At 72.6% G+C, this 14,675-nt stretch carries 10 protein-coding genes; 4 read left to right on the top strand and 6 right to left on the bottom strand.

Going from position 1 to position 14,675, the window contains the following annotated elements; translation table 11 throughout:
• The first annotated feature begins 71 nt into the window (after positions 1 to 71).
• Entirely contained in the window at positions 72 to 2,081 is a 2,010-nt protein-coding gene (locus tag BXA11_RS03120) for a HelD family protein (protein WP_076432571.1), read from the top strand.
• Here the strand turns inward: BXA11_RS03120 and BXA11_RS03115 are convergent.
• On the bottom strand, positions 2,078 to 3,790 hold the full coding sequence (locus tag BXA11_RS03115; protein WP_076432569.1) for an FAD-dependent oxidoreductase: 1,713 nt from the start codon (positions 3,788 to 3,790) through the stop codon (positions 2,078 to 2,080). The two genes, BXA11_RS03120 and BXA11_RS03115, sit on opposite strands and share 4 nt — an antisense overlap.
• A 16-nt stretch (positions 3,791 to 3,806) precedes the next feature.
• Complete coding sequence (locus BXA11_RS03110) at positions 3,807 to 5,363, bottom strand: succinic semialdehyde dehydrogenase (protein ID WP_076432567.1); 1,557 nt, start codon at positions 5,361 to 5,363, stop codon at positions 3,807 to 3,809.
• A 108-nt stretch (positions 5,364 to 5,471) separates the two neighbouring features.
• Between BXA11_RS03110 and BXA11_RS03105 the strand changes: the two genes are divergently transcribed.
• Positions 5,472 to 7,418, top strand: coding sequence for a beta-propeller domain-containing protein (locus tag BXA11_RS03105; RefSeq protein ID WP_076432565.1), 1,947 nt, complete (start codon positions 5,472 to 5,474; stop codon positions 7,416 to 7,418).
• Between the two features lie 3 nt (positions 7,419 to 7,421).
• On the opposite strand, the gene BXA11_RS03100 is transcribed toward BXA11_RS03105, so the two are convergent.
• Complete coding sequence (locus BXA11_RS03100; protein ID WP_030508392.1) at positions 7,422 to 9,182, bottom strand: glycerol-3-phosphate dehydrogenase/oxidase; 1,761 nt, start codon at positions 9,180 to 9,182, stop codon at positions 7,422 to 7,424.
• 109 nt (positions 9,183 to 9,291) lie between these two features.
• On the opposite strand from BXA11_RS03100, the gene BXA11_RS42990 reads away from it, so the two are divergent.
• A complete protein-coding gene (locus BXA11_RS42990) occupies positions 9,292 to 9,456 on the top strand; it encodes a hypothetical protein (RefSeq protein ID WP_159454725.1) in 165 nt (54 codons plus the stop codon).
• Positions 9,457 to 9,458: 2 nt separating this feature from the next.
• Here BXA11_RS42990 and BXA11_RS03095 read toward each other — a convergent pair whose 3' ends face one another.
• Positions 9,459 to 10,187 carry a class I SAM-dependent methyltransferase gene (locus BXA11_RS03095; protein ID WP_076432562.1) on the bottom strand — a complete coding sequence of 243 codons (729 nt, stop codon included), beginning with the start codon at positions 10,185 to 10,187 and terminating at the stop codon, positions 9,459 to 9,461.
• 309 nt (positions 10,188 to 10,496) lie between these two features.
• On the opposite strand from BXA11_RS03095, the gene nagA reads away from it, so the two are divergent.
• Positions 10,497 to 11,642 carry an N-acetylglucosamine-6-phosphate deacetylase gene (gene nagA, locus BXA11_RS03090; protein WP_076432560.1) on the top strand — a complete coding sequence of 382 codons (1,146 nt, stop codon included), beginning with the start codon at positions 10,497 to 10,499 and terminating at the stop codon, positions 11,640 to 11,642.
• Positions 11,643 to 11,721: 79 nt separating this feature from the next.
• Here the strand turns inward: nagA and BXA11_RS03085 are convergent, their stop codons facing one another.
• Together BXA11_RS03085 and guaB are read right to left on the bottom strand one after the other, a co-directional pair.
• On the bottom strand, positions 11,722 to 12,840 hold the full coding sequence (locus BXA11_RS03085; RefSeq protein WP_030508389.1) for a GuaB3 family IMP dehydrogenase-related protein: 1,119 nt from the start codon (positions 12,838 to 12,840) through the stop codon (positions 11,722 to 11,724).
• A 33-nt stretch (positions 12,841 to 12,873) separates the two neighbouring features.
• The gene (gene guaB / locus BXA11_RS03080; RefSeq protein WP_030508388.1) at positions 12,874 to 14,355 is read right to left on the bottom strand and encodes an IMP dehydrogenase; all 1,482 of its coding nucleotides are present in this window, start codon (positions 14,353 to 14,355) and stop codon (positions 12,874 to 12,876) included.
• Positions 14,356 to 14,675 lie beyond the last annotated feature (320 nt).

Raw genomic sequence — 14,675 nt, 5'->3', positions numbered from 1 at the left:
TTAACCCGGTTGCATTTTTAACCGAGTTGCTGTTCCATGCCCGTACGGCGACCGGGGGAAGGAGACGGCGGATGACCCCGCTGGAGGAGGAGCAGGCGTACGTCGAACGCTGCAGGGAAGGCCTGCGCCGGATGCTGGACGGCGCCCGGCACAACGTGATCATCGGGGAGACCGTGGCGGGCGACCGCTACAGCGCCGAGCGGCTGGGCCGCCATCTGAAGAGCCTGGCGAAGGAGCTCGGCGAGGATGACGGAGGGCCCCCGTTCTTCGGGCGGCTCGACTTCGGCCCGGACGTGCGCGAGCACGCCGGGCAGCGCTACCACATCGGCCGACGCCACGTCTCCGCCGACAGCGGAGGCCGTCCTCTGGTGATCGACTGGAGGGCGCCGGTCTCGCGGACGTTCTACCAGGCGTCGGCCCGGGATCCGCGGGGCGTGACCGTACGGCGGCGCTTCGGCTGGGCCGGCGGCGAGCTGACCGGATTCGAGGACGAACACCTCGATCGCGGGCCGGTCGGCGAGATCGGCTCCGGCGGCGCGGGCCGCATCCTGACGGCCGAGATCGAACGCCCCCGGGTCGGGCCGATGCGCGACATCGTCGCCACCATCCAGCCGGACCAGGACGACCTGGTCCGCGCCGGCCTGGAGGAGTCCCTGTGCGTCCAGGGCGGGCCGGGCACCGGCAAGACCGCCGTCGGCCTGCACCGCGCCGCCTACCTGCTCTACGCCCACCGCAAGCGGCTGTCGCGCGGCGGTGTGCTCGTGCTCGGCCCCAACCGGGCCTTCCTCGGCTACATCTCCGCGGTGCTGCCGGCCCTGGGCGAGGTCGACGTCGAACAGACCACGCTGGACGCGCTCCTCGCCCGGGTCCCGGTCAAGGGGACCGACGGCCCGGACGCCGCCGTGGTCAAACACGACGCGCGCATGGCCGAGGTGCTGCGCAGGGCGCTCCACCGGCGCATAGGCGAGCCCCCGGAGCCGCTCGCCGTGGCCGACGGCTCCTTCCGGTGGCGGGTCTCGCAGGACGAGCTGCGCCGCGTGGCCGAGCAGACCCGGCGCGAGGCGATGCCGTACGGCGTGGGCCGCGAGCGCGTCATCGCCCGCGTGGCGTCACTCGTGCGGACCCGGGCGGAGGCCCGCGGCCGAACGATCGACACGGCGTGGACGCGCCTGACCGCCCGGGCCGTCACCGCCGCCGTGGACGCCTTCTGGCCGGCCGTACGCCCGGAGGAGGTGCTGTTCGAAGTGCTCGGTGACTGCTCGGAGGCCGCCGAGGGCGTGCTCACGACGGCCGAGCGGGCGGCGATCACCTGGGCGAGACCGCCCCGCACCTATCGGAGCGCCGCCTGGACGGCCGCCGACCTGATCCTCCTCGACGAGCTCGCCGGGCTGATCGAGCGCCCGCAGGGATACGGCCACGTGATCGTCGACGAGGCGCAGGACCTGTCGCCGATGCAGTGCAGGGCCGTCGCCCGGCGCAGCGAGCACGGCTCGCTCACCGTGCTCGGCGACCTGGCGCAGGGCACGACCCCGTGGGCCGCCCGCGGCTGGGACGAGCAGATGGCGCACCTGGGCAAGCCGGACGCCGCCATCATGTCGCTCACCACCGGCTTCCGCACGCCCGCCGCCGTCGTGGAGCTCGCCAACCGCCTGCTGGCCGAGCTCGCGGTCGACGTGCCGCCCTCCCGCTCCTTCCGGCGCGACGGACGGCTGCGCGTGCTGCGCGGGGACGACCCCGCGATCGTGACGGCGGTGCTGGAGGCCCTCGGCCACGAGGGCTCGATCGGCGTCATCGCCGCCGACGCGTCGGCCGGCCGCCTGCGCGCCGCGCTCACCGACGCCGGCCTGACCGTCGCCGACGGCCCCACACCCGATCCGTCCGTGCGGATCTCCGTGGTGCCCGCCACCCTGTGCAAGGGCCTGGAGTACGACCACGTCGTGCTGGCCGAGCCCGCCGAGATCGTCGCGGCCGAGGAGCGCGGGCTCGGCCGGCTCTACGTGGCGCTCACCCGGGCGGTGTCCCGTCTCGACGTGGTGCACTCCCGTCCGCTGCCCGCCCCCCTCACCGGGGACGCCGTCTAACCGGCGTGCCCTTCCGCGTCCGGCGTGGGGGCGGCGCCGTGGGTGACGCCCACGATGGGCAGGCGCAGCGCGCCCGGCGCCGACGCGGGGACGACCGGCCGCACGGGCGCGACCGGCCGGAGCCGCACGTACGCGGAGCCGAGGGCGGGGCGCGGGTCCTGCTCGCCCTTGTTGGGCCACAGCGCCATCGCGCGCTCGGCCTGGGCCGTGATCGTGAGCGAGGGGTTCACGCCGAGGTTGGCCGACACGGCCGAGCCGTCCACGATGTGCAGGCCCTCGTAGCCGTAGACCCGGTGGTAGGGGTCGATCACGCCGGTCTCCGGCGAGTCGCCGATCGCGCAGCCGCCGAGGAAGTGCGCCGTCGCCGGGATGTCGAACAGGTCGAGCCAGGAACCGCCGGGAAGGCCGCCGATCTCCTCGGCCGCCAGGCGGACGGCCTCGTGCCCCGCGGGGATCCAGGTGGGGTTCGGCTCGCCGTGGCCCGGGCCCGCCCGCAGTTTCCCGCCCTTCAGCGAGAGCGTGATCGAGTTGTTCTTGGCCTGCATGACGAGGGCGATGACCGCGCGCTCCGACCAGCGGCGGTGGTTGAACAGCCGGGGCAGCAGGTGGGGCCGCCGCAGGGCCGTGCCGATGAACTTCAGCCAGCGCGGCGCCCGTCCGCCCCCGTCCACGAGCAGCGTGCGCAGCAGTCCCATGGCGTTGGAGCCGTCGCCGTACCGGACCGGCTCGATGTGCGTCTCGGCGTCGGGGTGGATCGAGGAGGTGATCGCCACGCCGCGGTTGAGTTTGACGCCCTTGGCGGTGAGGCGCTCGAAGCCGAGCAGGGCCTCGGAGTTCGTCCTGGTCAGCGTGCCGAGCCGGGGCGAGATCCCGGGCAGCGTGGTCGCCCTGAGCCGGTGGAGCAGGTGCTGCGTGCCGTACGTCCCCGCGGCGAAGACCACCTGCCCTGCGGTCAGCGTGCGGGTGGGGCCGAACGGCCCCGTTCGCTTCACCGTGATCTCGTAGCCGCCCTCGACGGGCCGCACGCCGGTGACGGTGGTCTCCGGGTGAACCTTCGCCCCGGCCTTCTCGGCCAGGTAGAGGTAGTTCTTGATCAGCATGTTCTTGGCGCCGTGGCGGCAGCCCGTCATGCACTCGCCGCACTCGGTGCAGCCGCGGCGGCGCGGCCCCAGGCCGCCGAAGTAGGGGTCGTCGACCTCCACACCCGGCTCGCCGAAGAACACCCCGACGGGGGCGAGACGGAAGGTGTGGGCGGCGCCCATCCGCTCGGCGACCTTCTTCATCACCTCGTCGGCCGCGGTCACCGTCGGGTTGTCCACCACGCCCAGCATCCGCCTGGCCTGGTCGTAGTAGGGCGCGAGCTCGGCCTTCCAGTCGGTGATGTGCGCCCACTGGGGATCGCTGAAGAACGGGTCGAGCGGCTCGTAGAGGGTGTTGGCGTAGACGAGCGAGCCGCCGCCCACCCCCGCGCCGGCCAGCACCATCACGCCGTCGGAGCCGCGCAGGACGTGGATGCGCTGGATGCCCTTCAGGCCGAGCGCGGGCGCGAACACGAAGTCCCTGGCCCGCCAGGAGGTCTTCGGCAGGGTCGTCTCGTCGAACCGCCGGCCGGCCTCCAGGACGGCGACCGAATAGCCCTTCTCGGTGAGCCGCAGCGCGGTCACGCTCCCGCCGAACCCCGACCCGATCACCGCGACGTCGTAGTCCAACGCCCCGCCTTCCTTCTCACTTGAGGTGCAGGCGCTTCATCGTCTTGAGCAGCCCCGCGAGTGTGTCGGCGTACTTGTCGTAGGTCATGCCGAGGATCGGCTCGAAGCCCAGCCACGTGGCCTGGCTGGCCACCGTCTGGACCTCCGTGTACTTCAGCAGGCCCTCGGTCCCGTGCCGGCGGCCGAGGCCGGACGACTTCATCCCGCCCATCGGCGCGTCGTAGGAGGCGTACGCCGAGCCGTACCCCTCGTTGATGTTGACGGTGCCGGCCTTGATCCGGGCGGCGAGGCGGCGGCCCCGCGCGACGTCCCTGGTCCAGATCGAGGCGTTCAGCCCGTACGCGGTGTCGTTGGCCGCGTGGACCGCCTCGTCCTCGTCCCTGAAGCGGTAGAGCGACACGACCGGCCCGAACGTCTCGTCCCTGCAGACGGCCATGTCCTCGCCCACGCCGTCGAGGACGGTCGGCTCGTAGAAGAACGGGCCGAGGTCGGGGCGCGGCCTGCCGCCGGTCAGCACCGTGGCGCCCTTGGCGACGGCGTCCTCGACGTGCGCCGTCACCCCGTCGAGCTGCCGCTGCGAGGTGAGCGAGCCCATCTGCGGGTCCCAGTCGAGACCGGGGCCGATCCTCATGTTCTCCACCGCCCGGACGAACTTGTCGCGGAAGGCGTCGGCGACCGCCTCGTGCACGTAGAGGCGCTCGATCGAGATGCAGAGCTGGCCCGCGTTGGTGAAGCAGGCCCGGATCGCGCCCTGGGCGGCCACGTCGAGGTCGGCGTCGTCGAGCACGATCATCGGGTTCTTGCCGCCGAGCTCCAGCGAGCAGCCGATGAGCCGCTTGGCCGCCTCCTCGGCGATCCTGCGCCCGCCGCGCGTCGAGCCGGTGAACGCGACGTAGTCGGCGCCGTCGATCAGCGGGTCGCCGACGTCCTCGGGATCGCCGAGCACGACCTGCCAGATGTCGCGCGGCATGCCCAGCTCGGCCAGCAGGTCGATCGTCCACAGTGTGGACAGCGGGGTCTGGGTGTCGGGCTTGTGCACGACCGCGTTGCCCGCGATCAGGGCGGGGACCACGTCGGTGACGCCGAGGGCCAGCGGGTAGTTCCACGGGCTGATCACCGCGACGACGCCCTTGGGGTGACGCAGCTCGGCGGTGCGGGTCGCGACCGGGAAGATGCCCTGCCTGCGCTGCGGCTCAAGCAGGCCGGGCGCCCGCCGCGCGTAGAAGAGCGTGCAGCCGGCTACGTCCACCACTTCCTCGTACGCGTGGCGCCGCGCCTTCCCGGTCTCCCACTGCACGATGTCGAGCAACTCCTGGCGGCGGTCGAGCATCGCGTCGTGGAGCCGCAGGAAGGGCGCGATCCTCTCCCGGACCGGCAGCGCCGCCCAGGCCTCCTGCGCCGCCCTCGCCCTGGCGTACGCCGCGCGGACGTCCTCGGGGGTGGAGATCGGGACCTCGGCCAGGACCTCGCCGGTGAACGGCGCGACGATCTCCCGCGTCTTGCCCTCGGAGGAGACGTACGTGACGATCCGGTCGACCATGGCCGCGTCGAGCGTCCGATTCATGGCACCCATGCCGGAAGAATATTCCGGTGCCCCGCTCGTGGCTACCGGTAAGTAATGCCGGAGCCCCAATCGGCCGCGGGCGTCGAACCGGGGCGGGGCGTGAACCGTCGTGGGGGCATGAGGACATCGATCCGTACGGCGGGCGTTCTCGCCGCGCTGCTGGCCACGGCAGCCACGGGCTGCGCGGGGGGCCGTACGACCCAGGACTTCCCGTCCGCTCCGGCGGACCTGACCGACAAGGTCCGGCTCGTCGCGTACGCCGACTGCGACGAGATGACGGAGGGGCTGCGGCAGGCGGCCGCGCGGAACGTGACCCCCTGGGGCTTCGGGGACGCCATGCTCTTCGCGGCCCGCTCCGACGTCGCCACCGCCAAGCGGGCGGTGCCCGACCAGCAGTCGCACTCGACCACGAACACGCACGAGGCGGGCGTGGACGAGCCCGACCTGGTCAAGACCGACGGCGACCGGGTGATCACGGTCGCCCGGGGCGTGCTGCGCGTCGTGGACGTCAAGACCCGCGAGGTCACCGGGACGCTGCGGCTGGTCTCCGAGGATCAGGCGTGGGCCCAGGCCGACCTGCTGGTCCACGGCGACCGCGCGCTCGTGCTGTTCCAGGGCGGCGGGATCATCCCGTTCGGGGCGACGGCCAGGGCCCAGGCCGGTCCCGGCGGCCCGAGGTACGTGCTCGTCGACCTGTCCGGCGAACCGCGCGTCCTCGGCGCGATGACCGTGCACGGGCAGCACGTCGACGCCCGGCAGACCGGCTCCACCGTGCGGCTCGTCGTCCGGTCCCAGCCGGAGATCGCCTTCCCCACCCCGAAGCAGGACGAATCGGAGAAGGAACTCCTCGAAGGCAACCGCAGGGCCGTGCTGTCCGCCCCCGGCGACGCGTGGCTGCCGTCGTACGACGTCGAGTCGGGCGGCGCGAGCCGCACGGAGCGGGTCGGCTGCGACCGGGTCAGCCACCCCGACCAGTTCACCGGCACCTCGATGCTGACCATCCACACGATCGACCTGGCCGCCGCCACGCCGTTCGGCTCGCTCACGCCGATCGCGGTCGCGGCCGACGGCGACACCGTGTACGGCACGGCGGGCAGCCTCTACGTCACCAGCAATCCCCGCTGGTGGGAGGCGCGCCCGATCGACGTGGTGCCGCTGCCCGATCCGTCGGCCGCCGCGCCTGCCCCGAAGACGCCGCCCGAGCGCACGGAGGTGCACCGCTTCGACGTCTCGGCCCCCGGCGTCCCCCGCTACGTCGCGTCGGGCTCTGTGCCGGGACGGCTGCTCAACCAGTACTCCCTGTCGGAGTACGACGGGCACCTGCGGGTCGCGACGACCAGCGGCGCCGAGGTGCCCGGCGCGAGCCCGGGCACGAGCGAGAGCGGCGTGTACGTGCTCGACGCCGGCACGCTCGCCCCGGCCGGATCGGTCACGGGACTCGGCAAGGGCGAGCGGATCTACTCGGTGCGGTTCATGGACGCCCTCGGCTACGTCGTGACGTTCCGCCAGACCGATCCCCTCTACACGCTGGACCTGCGGGACCCGGCCGCGCCCAAGGTCACCGGCGAACTGAAGATCACCGGCTTCTCCGCGTACCTCCACCCGGCGGGTGAGGGGCGGCTCGTCGGCGTCGGCCAGGAGGCGAGCGAGGCGGGCCGCGCGCTCGGCACGCAGATCTCACTGTTCGACGTCTCCGACCCGGCCGCGCCCGCGGTGCTGTCGCGGTTCCACCAGAAGGAGTCCGGCTCGGAGGCCGAGTGGGACCCGCACGCCTTCCTCTACTGGCCCGCCACCGGGCTGGCCGTGCTCCCGCTCCAGACCTGGACCGGCGGCGGAATCGGGGGCAGCGCGGCGCTCGTGCTGCGCGTCGGCGATCGGGAGATCACCAAGCTCGGCGTCGTGACCCACCCGCGGCCCGCGGCCACGGGTGGCTTCGCCCCCGCCGACCAGGGCATCCGCCGTTCCCTGGTCATCGGCGGCGAGCTGTGGACCGTGTCCGGCGCCGGCCTCAAGGTCAGCGACGCCGCCACGCTGGCCGACCGGGCGTGGGTCCCCTTCGCCTGACGGTCAGCCCGCGTCCCCGCCGGTCGTGGCGAGATCACGCGGGGGCGCGACGGGGACGATCTCCGGTGCGCCGAGGCGGATCGCGTCGGCCTCCTGGTCGGTGTCCTGCTCCTGGGAGGCCCGCTCCGCCTCGACCCGCTTGGTGTAGTACTCGACCTCGCGCTTGACCTGGTCGGCGTCCCAGCCGAGCGGGCCGGCCATGAGCTCGGCGGCCTCCTGGGCGACCGCGGTCCCCCGGTGGAAGGTCTCGATCGAGATGCGGGTGCGCCGCGTCAGCGCGTCGTTGAGGTGCCGGGCTCCCTCGTGCGTCGCCGCGTACACGATCTCGGCGCGCAGGTAGTCGTCCGCGCCGTCGAGAGGGCGCCCGAGCGAGGGGTCGCGCTCGACGATCGCCAGCACCTCGTCGATCAGCGAGCCGTACCTCTCCAGCAGGTGCTCGATCCTGGCCACGTGCAGCCCGGAGGCGCGCGCCATGCGGTGGCGGGAGTTCCACAGGGCCTGGTAGCCCTCCGCGCCCGCGAGCGGCACCTGGTCGGTGCAGGACGGCGGCACACGCTGGTCGAGGCCGTGCGCGACCGCGTCGACGGCGTCGGCCGCCATGACCCGATACGTCGTGAACTTCCCGCCGGCCACCATGACCAGCCCGGGCACGGGATGCGTGACGACGTGCTCACGCGAGAGCTTGGAGGTCTCCTCGGACTCCCCGGCCAGCAGCGGCCGCAGCCCGGCGTACACGCCTTCGACGTCGTCCCTGGTCAGAGGCACCGAGAGCACCGAGTTGACCCGGTCGAGCAGATAGTCGATGTCCGCCCGCGAGGCGGCGGGGTGGGCCTTGTCGAGGTTCCAGCGGGTGTCGGTGGTCCCGATGATCCAGTGCCGGCCCCAGGGGATGACGAACAGCACCGACTTCTCGGTGCGCATGATGAGCCCGCTGAGCGAGTGGATGCGGTCGCGCGGCACCACGAGGTGGATGCCCTTGGACGCCCGCACGTGGATCTGCCCCCGGCCGCCGACGAGCTGCTGGATGTCGTCGGTCCACACGCCGGTCGCGTTCACGACCTGGCGGGCCCGCACGTCCAGCTCGGCGCCGGTCTCCAGGTCGCACACCCGCACCCCGGTGACCCGCTCCCCCTCGCGCAGGAAGCCGACCGCCTGCACCCGGGAGGCGACGTGCGCGCCGTACGTGGCGGCGGTGCGCAGCGTGGTCATCACGAAGCGGGCGTCGTCGACCTGGGCGTCCCAGTACTGCACGGCGCCGGTGAAGGCCGACCTGCGCAGCGAGGGGACGACCCGCAGCGCCTGGCGGCGGGTCAGGTGGCGGTGCCCCGGCACGCCCCGGGTGAGGCCGAAGGACAGCCCGAGCGTGTCGTAGAGCGCGAGGCCCGCCCCGATGTACGGCCGCTCCCAGCCCGCGTGCGTGAGCGGATAGAGGAACGGCACCGGCCTGACCAGGTGCGGCGCGATCCGCTTGAGCAGCAGCGACCGCTCCCGCAGGGCCTCCCTGACGAGGTCGAAGTTGAGCTGCTCCAGATAGCGCAGCCCGCCGTGGATCAGCTTGGACGACCGGGAGGACGTGCCGGAGGCGAAGTCGCGCGCCTCGACCAGGCCCACCGAGAGCCCGCGGGTCGCGGCGTCGAGCGCGACGCCGGCGCCGACCACGCCACCGCCGATCACGACCACGTCGAGTTCCTGCGCCTCCATCCGTGCCAGGGCGGCGGTACGCTCTGCCGGACCGAGCCTCGCCGTCCCCATCCTCGCCGTCATATGGCTCCTTCTGTACCGCTTTCGCCTGGTCCGAGTAAATCTACCCGTGAGTAGTCACCCGCGAATCCAGCTTTTCCGTCGCCTTTTCCAAGGATCTCCTCAATAGTCGGTGAACATGCGGGTGCACCCCGTGCCGTCCGGCGACGGCGAGGCACGCCGCCACACCTGCGGAGCGCGCACCAATCGGGACGGTGCGCGATCAGAGCGCAGCGCTGAGGACGTCTTCGCCGCCGAACGCGGCCGGCTCGACGGGCCGTCCCCGGCCGGCCCCTGATCTCAGGGACGCCTGCAGGCGACCATCGACGTACGGGCGTGCGGCCCGCCGTACCAGAACCGCCAGCCGAGGTCGTAGACCTCGACGTCGGCGGCGCCGCACTCCGTGAGCACCTCGGCGTATCGCCGGGGGTTGCGGAAGTCGGCGATCCGCAGCAGGCCGCCCCGCCTGAGCACGCGGAAGGCCTCGCGCACCGCCTCCGCGCGGCCCTCCTCCTGGGGGATGTTGTGGATCGCGAGGCTGGAGACGACGAGGTCGAACGCGGCGTCGTCGAACGGGAGGTCGCGCATGTCCCCGGTGACCAGGTCGACCCGGCCGGCGACCCCCTCCGCGCGCGCGTTGGCCCAGGTGGCGTCCTGGCTGTTGCCCGACTGGTCCCTGGTCGACCACAGATCGATGCCGGTGGCCCTGCCGGACGACAGCCGCGCCGCGGCCTTGAGCAGCACCAGGCCGCGCCCGCAGCCCAGGTCGAGGACCTGCTCGTCCCCCTTCAGCCCGAGCCGGTCGAGCTCGGCGTCCCACACCGCGAACTTGCCGCGAAGAGTGGTGTGCGCGAACAGCGCGCCACCCACCACCAGCATGATCCCGCCCACGAGGAGCACGGCGCCCGGGATCGGCCAGCCGATCCCGAAGAGCACGGCGGCGAGTGCCAGCTCGGCGATGCCGCCCACAATCAGTCCGGCCAGCACGCCGGGGGCGTCCACACCGTAGTTCGCACGCGGATCGATCACCGTTAGTTCTTACCGCCGACTTACGTGTCATGTACAGGTTTCTCGGGTGATGATCCGGATTTTCGGTGGATGCGCCGTGACACGCGCAGGAGCGCCGCGGCGGGCCGCCCTCGGGGGGCGTGACGTGCTGTTTCTGCTTCCCTGATAGGAAGCCATAACTTTTCGACCGTTGTTCACCTCAATTGAGGACATGCCAATCCGATGGGCGCTTTCTGCTGCGATGCCCGCCCTTCCGGCGCCCACCCCGCGTACGGCGCAGCCACCGGACCCGGAGCCGCGGCCACGCGCCGGACGCGGGAGGATGGCGGCATGAGCGTGACTCTCTCCGATGCCCGCATCGTCACTCCCGACGGCGTCCACGACGGCTGGCTCACCATCGAGGACGGCAGGATCACCCACATCGGGCGCGGGCAGGCCCCGCGCGACGGGCTCGGCCTGGGCGGGCGCGCCGTCGTCCCCGGCTTCGTCGACATCCACAGCCACGGCGGCGCCGGCGGGAGCTTCCCTGACGGCGACCCGGAGAGCGCCGCCGCGGTCGCGGCCTTCCATCGGGGCCGCGGCTCGACCACCCTCGTGGCGAGCCTCGTCACCGCCGCGCCCGACACGCTCGCGCGGGCCGCCGCGACGCTCGCCGACCTGTGCGAGGAGGGCCTGCTCGCCGGCATCCACTTCGAGGGGCCCTATATCGCCAGGTCGCGCTGCGGCGCGCACGAGCCCACGCTGCTGCGCGATCCCGACGTGACGGAGTTCCGGGCGCTGGTGAAGGCCGGGCGGGGCCACGTCCGGATGCTGACGATCGCGCCCGAGCTGCCGAACGCGCTCGACGTGATCAGGGAGGCCGCCGCCGAGGGCGTCGTCGCCGCGCTGGGCCACAGCGACGCGACCTACGAGCAGACGATCGAGGGGATCGACGCCGGAGCGAGCGTGGCCACCCACCTCTACAACGCGTTGCCGCCGCTCGGCCACCGCGTGCCCGGACCGATCGCCGCCCTGCTCCAGGACGAGCGGGTGACCGTCGAGCTGATCAACGACGGCGTCCACGTCCATCCGGCGATGCTGCGCCTGGCCATGCACGCCGCGGGCGCGGACCGCACGGCCCTGATCACCGACGCGATGGCGGCGGCGGGCATGGGCGACGGGCGCTACCCGCTCGGCCCGATGACCGTCGACGTCGTGGACGGGGTGGCCCGGCTCGCCTCCGACGCTCCCGGAGGCGGCTCGATCGCCGGAAGCACGCTCACGATGGACGTCGCCTTCCGCCGCACCGTGCGGGAGGTCGGGCGCTCACTGGTGGACGCCGCGCTGATGGCCTCGCTCACCCCCGCCCGCGTCCTCGGGCTGGACGGCGAGATCGGCTCGATCACGGTCGGCAAGTACGCCGATCTCGTGGTGCTCGACGACGACCTGAGCGTCGGCGGCGTGATGAAGCGCGGCGCCTGGGTCCGCCACCCCTGACCGATCCCCGGAAAGTCGAGAGCCGAAAGCCGAAGGCCGGGCCCGACGGGCCCGGCCCTCTCTGGGTCGTGTCAGTGGCTCAGCGCTGCGGCGGGGCGACGACCACCTCGACGCGCTGGAACTCCTTGAGGTCGGAGTAGCCTGCGGTGGCCATCGTGCGGCGCAGCGCGCCGAGCAGGTTCATCGAGCCGTCGGCCAGCGACGACGGGCCGTGCAGGATCTCCCGCAGCGTGCCGATCGTGCCGAACTCCACCCGCTTGCCGCGCGGCAGCTCGGGGTGGTGGGCCTCAGAGCCCCAGTGGAACCCGCGGCCGGGGGCCTCGGTGGCCCGCGCGAGCGGCGAGCCCACCATGACGGCGTCGGCGCCGCAGGCGATCGCCTTGGCGATGTCGCCGGAGCCGCCCATGCCGCCGTCGGCGACGACGTGGACGTACCGGCCGCCCGACTCGTCCATGTAGTCGCGGCGGGCCGCGGCCACATCGGAGATCGCGGTGGCCATCGGCACGACCACGCCCAGCACGTTGCGGGTGGTGTGGGAGGCGCCGCCGCCGAAGCCGACCAGTACGCCGGCCGCGCCGGTGCGCATGAGGTGCAGCGCCGCCGTGTACGTCGCGCAGCCGCCCACGATCACCGGGACGTCGAGCTCGTAGATGAACTGCTTGAGGTTGAGCGGCTCGGCCCGGCCCGACACGTGTTCGGCGGAGACCGTCGTGCCGCGGATCACGAAGATGTCCACGCCCGCGTCGATCACGGCCTTGTGGTGCTGCACGGTGCGCTGCGGCGACAGCCGTACGGCGGTCGTGACACCGGCGGCGCGGATCTCCTCGATGCGGCGGCCGATCAGCTCGTCTTTGATCGGCGCGGTGTAGATCTCCTGCAGCCGCGCGGTCGCGGCCGCCGTGTCGAGGGTGGCGACCTCCTCGAGGAGCGGCGCCGGGTCCTCGTAGCGGGTCCACAGCCCTTCGAGGTCGAGCACGCCGAGGCCACCCAGGCGCCCGATCTCGATGGCCGTCTGCGGCGACACGACGCTGTCCATCGGGCTCGCCACGAGCGGAGAGTCGAACCGGTAGGCGTCGATCTGCCAGGAGATCGACACCTCCTCCGGGTCACGGGTGCGCCGGGAGGGCACGATGCCGATCTCGTCCAGCGCGTAGGCACGCCGCCCGCTCTTGCCGCGCCCGATCTCCACCTGTGTCATATCGCCTGTTCTTTCCGTTTCTTCCGGTACGAGCTAGCGCCCGTGGTAGTTCGGAGCCTCGACCGTCATCTGGATGTCATGCGGGTGGCTCTCCTTGAGCCCGGCCGCGGTGATCGGCATGAGCTGCGCCTTCTCGTGCAGCTCCTCGATCGTCCGGGAGCCGGTGTACCACATGCCCTGCCGCAGTCCGCCGACGAGCTGGTGGGCCACCGCGGCGACCGGGCCGCGGTAGGGCACCTGGCCCTCGATGCCCTCGGGGATGTACTTGTCCTCCCCCGACACCTCGGCCTGCGCGTACCTGTCCTTGCTGAACGACGCGCCGCCGCGCTCGCGGTTGCGCACCGCGCCCAGCGACCCCATGCCCCGGTACGACTTGAACTGCTTGCCGTTGATGAAGATCAGCTCGCCGGGCGACTCCTCGCAGCCGGCCAGCAGCGAGCCGAGCATGACGGTGTCGGCCCCGGCGGCCAGCGCCTTGGCGATGTCGCCCGAATACTGCAGGCCGCCGTCGCCGATGACCGGGACGCCGGCCGGGCCGCACGCCAGCGCGGCCTCGTAGATGGCGGTGAGCTGCGGGGCGCCCACGCCGGCGACGACCCGGGTGGTGCAGATCGAGCCGGGCCCGACGCCCACCTTGACCGCGTCCGCGCCGGCGTCGACCAGCGCCTGCGCGCCCGCGCGGGTGGCGACGTTGCCGCCGATGACGTCCACCCGGCCGTTGGCCTTGATCTTGGCGATCATGTCGCACACGCCGCGCGAGTGCCCGTGGGCGGTGTCGACGATGATGACGTCCGCGCCCGCCTCGATCAGCGTCATGGCGCGCTCCTCGGCGTCGCCCGCGACGCCGACCGCCGCGCCGACCATCAGGCGGCCGTCGGCGTCCTTGGTCGCGATCGGGTACTGCTCGCTCTTGGTGAAGTCCTTGACCGTGATGAGGCCCTGCAGGCGGCCGGCCTCGTCCACGAGCGGGAGCTTCTCGACCTTGTTCTGCCGCAGCAGCCGGAACGCCTCGTCGCGGTCGACCCCCACCGGCGCCGTCACCAGCGGCATCGGGGTCATGACGTCGCGCACGGCCCGGCTCTGGTCGCTCTCGAACCGCATGTCGCGGTTGGTGACGATGCCCACGAGCACGCCGTCCGCGTCGGTGACCGGGACCCCGGAGATCCGGTAGGTCGCGCACAGCCGCTCGACGTCGGCGAGGGTGTCCTCGGGAGAGCAGGTGACGGGGTTGGTCACCATCCCCGCCTCCGATCGCTTGACCAGGTCGACCTGCTGCGCCTGCTCCTCGATGGAGAGGTTGCGGTGCAGGATGCCGATGCCGCCCTGCCGCGCCATGGCGACCGCCATGCGCGCCTCGGTGACCGTGTCCATCGCGGCCGACATCAGCGGGATCCGCAGCGTGATGGTGCGGGACAGCCGGGTCGTCGTGTCCGCGTCCCCCGGCTGCAGGTCCGAATAGGCGGGAACGAGGAGCACGTCGTCGAACGTGAGTCCCGGTTCGGTGAACTTGGCCATCTGCTGCACCCTCCTGCGCTGTGGGTCCCTCGCGCGTAGGTCCCTCGCCAGACCCGAGGTCAGTCTAGTGGCCGCCCCAAACCGCTTCCGGCCGACCTGTCAAGAGGGAGGGCACAAAAAGTGGGGGGACCGGCTTCCGGTCCCCCCACTTCCCCGCGTCGCGCCCGCCACGCCCGTCGAGCCCCCCTCCGCGCCCGGCAGACGCGGCGTTCCCGGCTAACGCTGGGTCAAGAATGCGTCACGCAGCGTCCGTGCGCAATGGCGTAACGTGCAACTGCACAAAGATGCATTTCCTGTCTCCCGGAACCGGGCCGGAAACA

Source organism: Microbispora rosea (assembly GCF_900156315.1).
In the GTDB taxonomy this organism is placed as follows: domain Bacteria; phylum Actinomycetota; class Actinomycetes; order Streptosporangiales; family Streptosporangiaceae; genus Microbispora; species Microbispora rosea.
The sequence above is the reverse complement of the archived record's forward strand: the minus strand, read 5'-3'. Positions and strand labels throughout refer to the sequence as shown.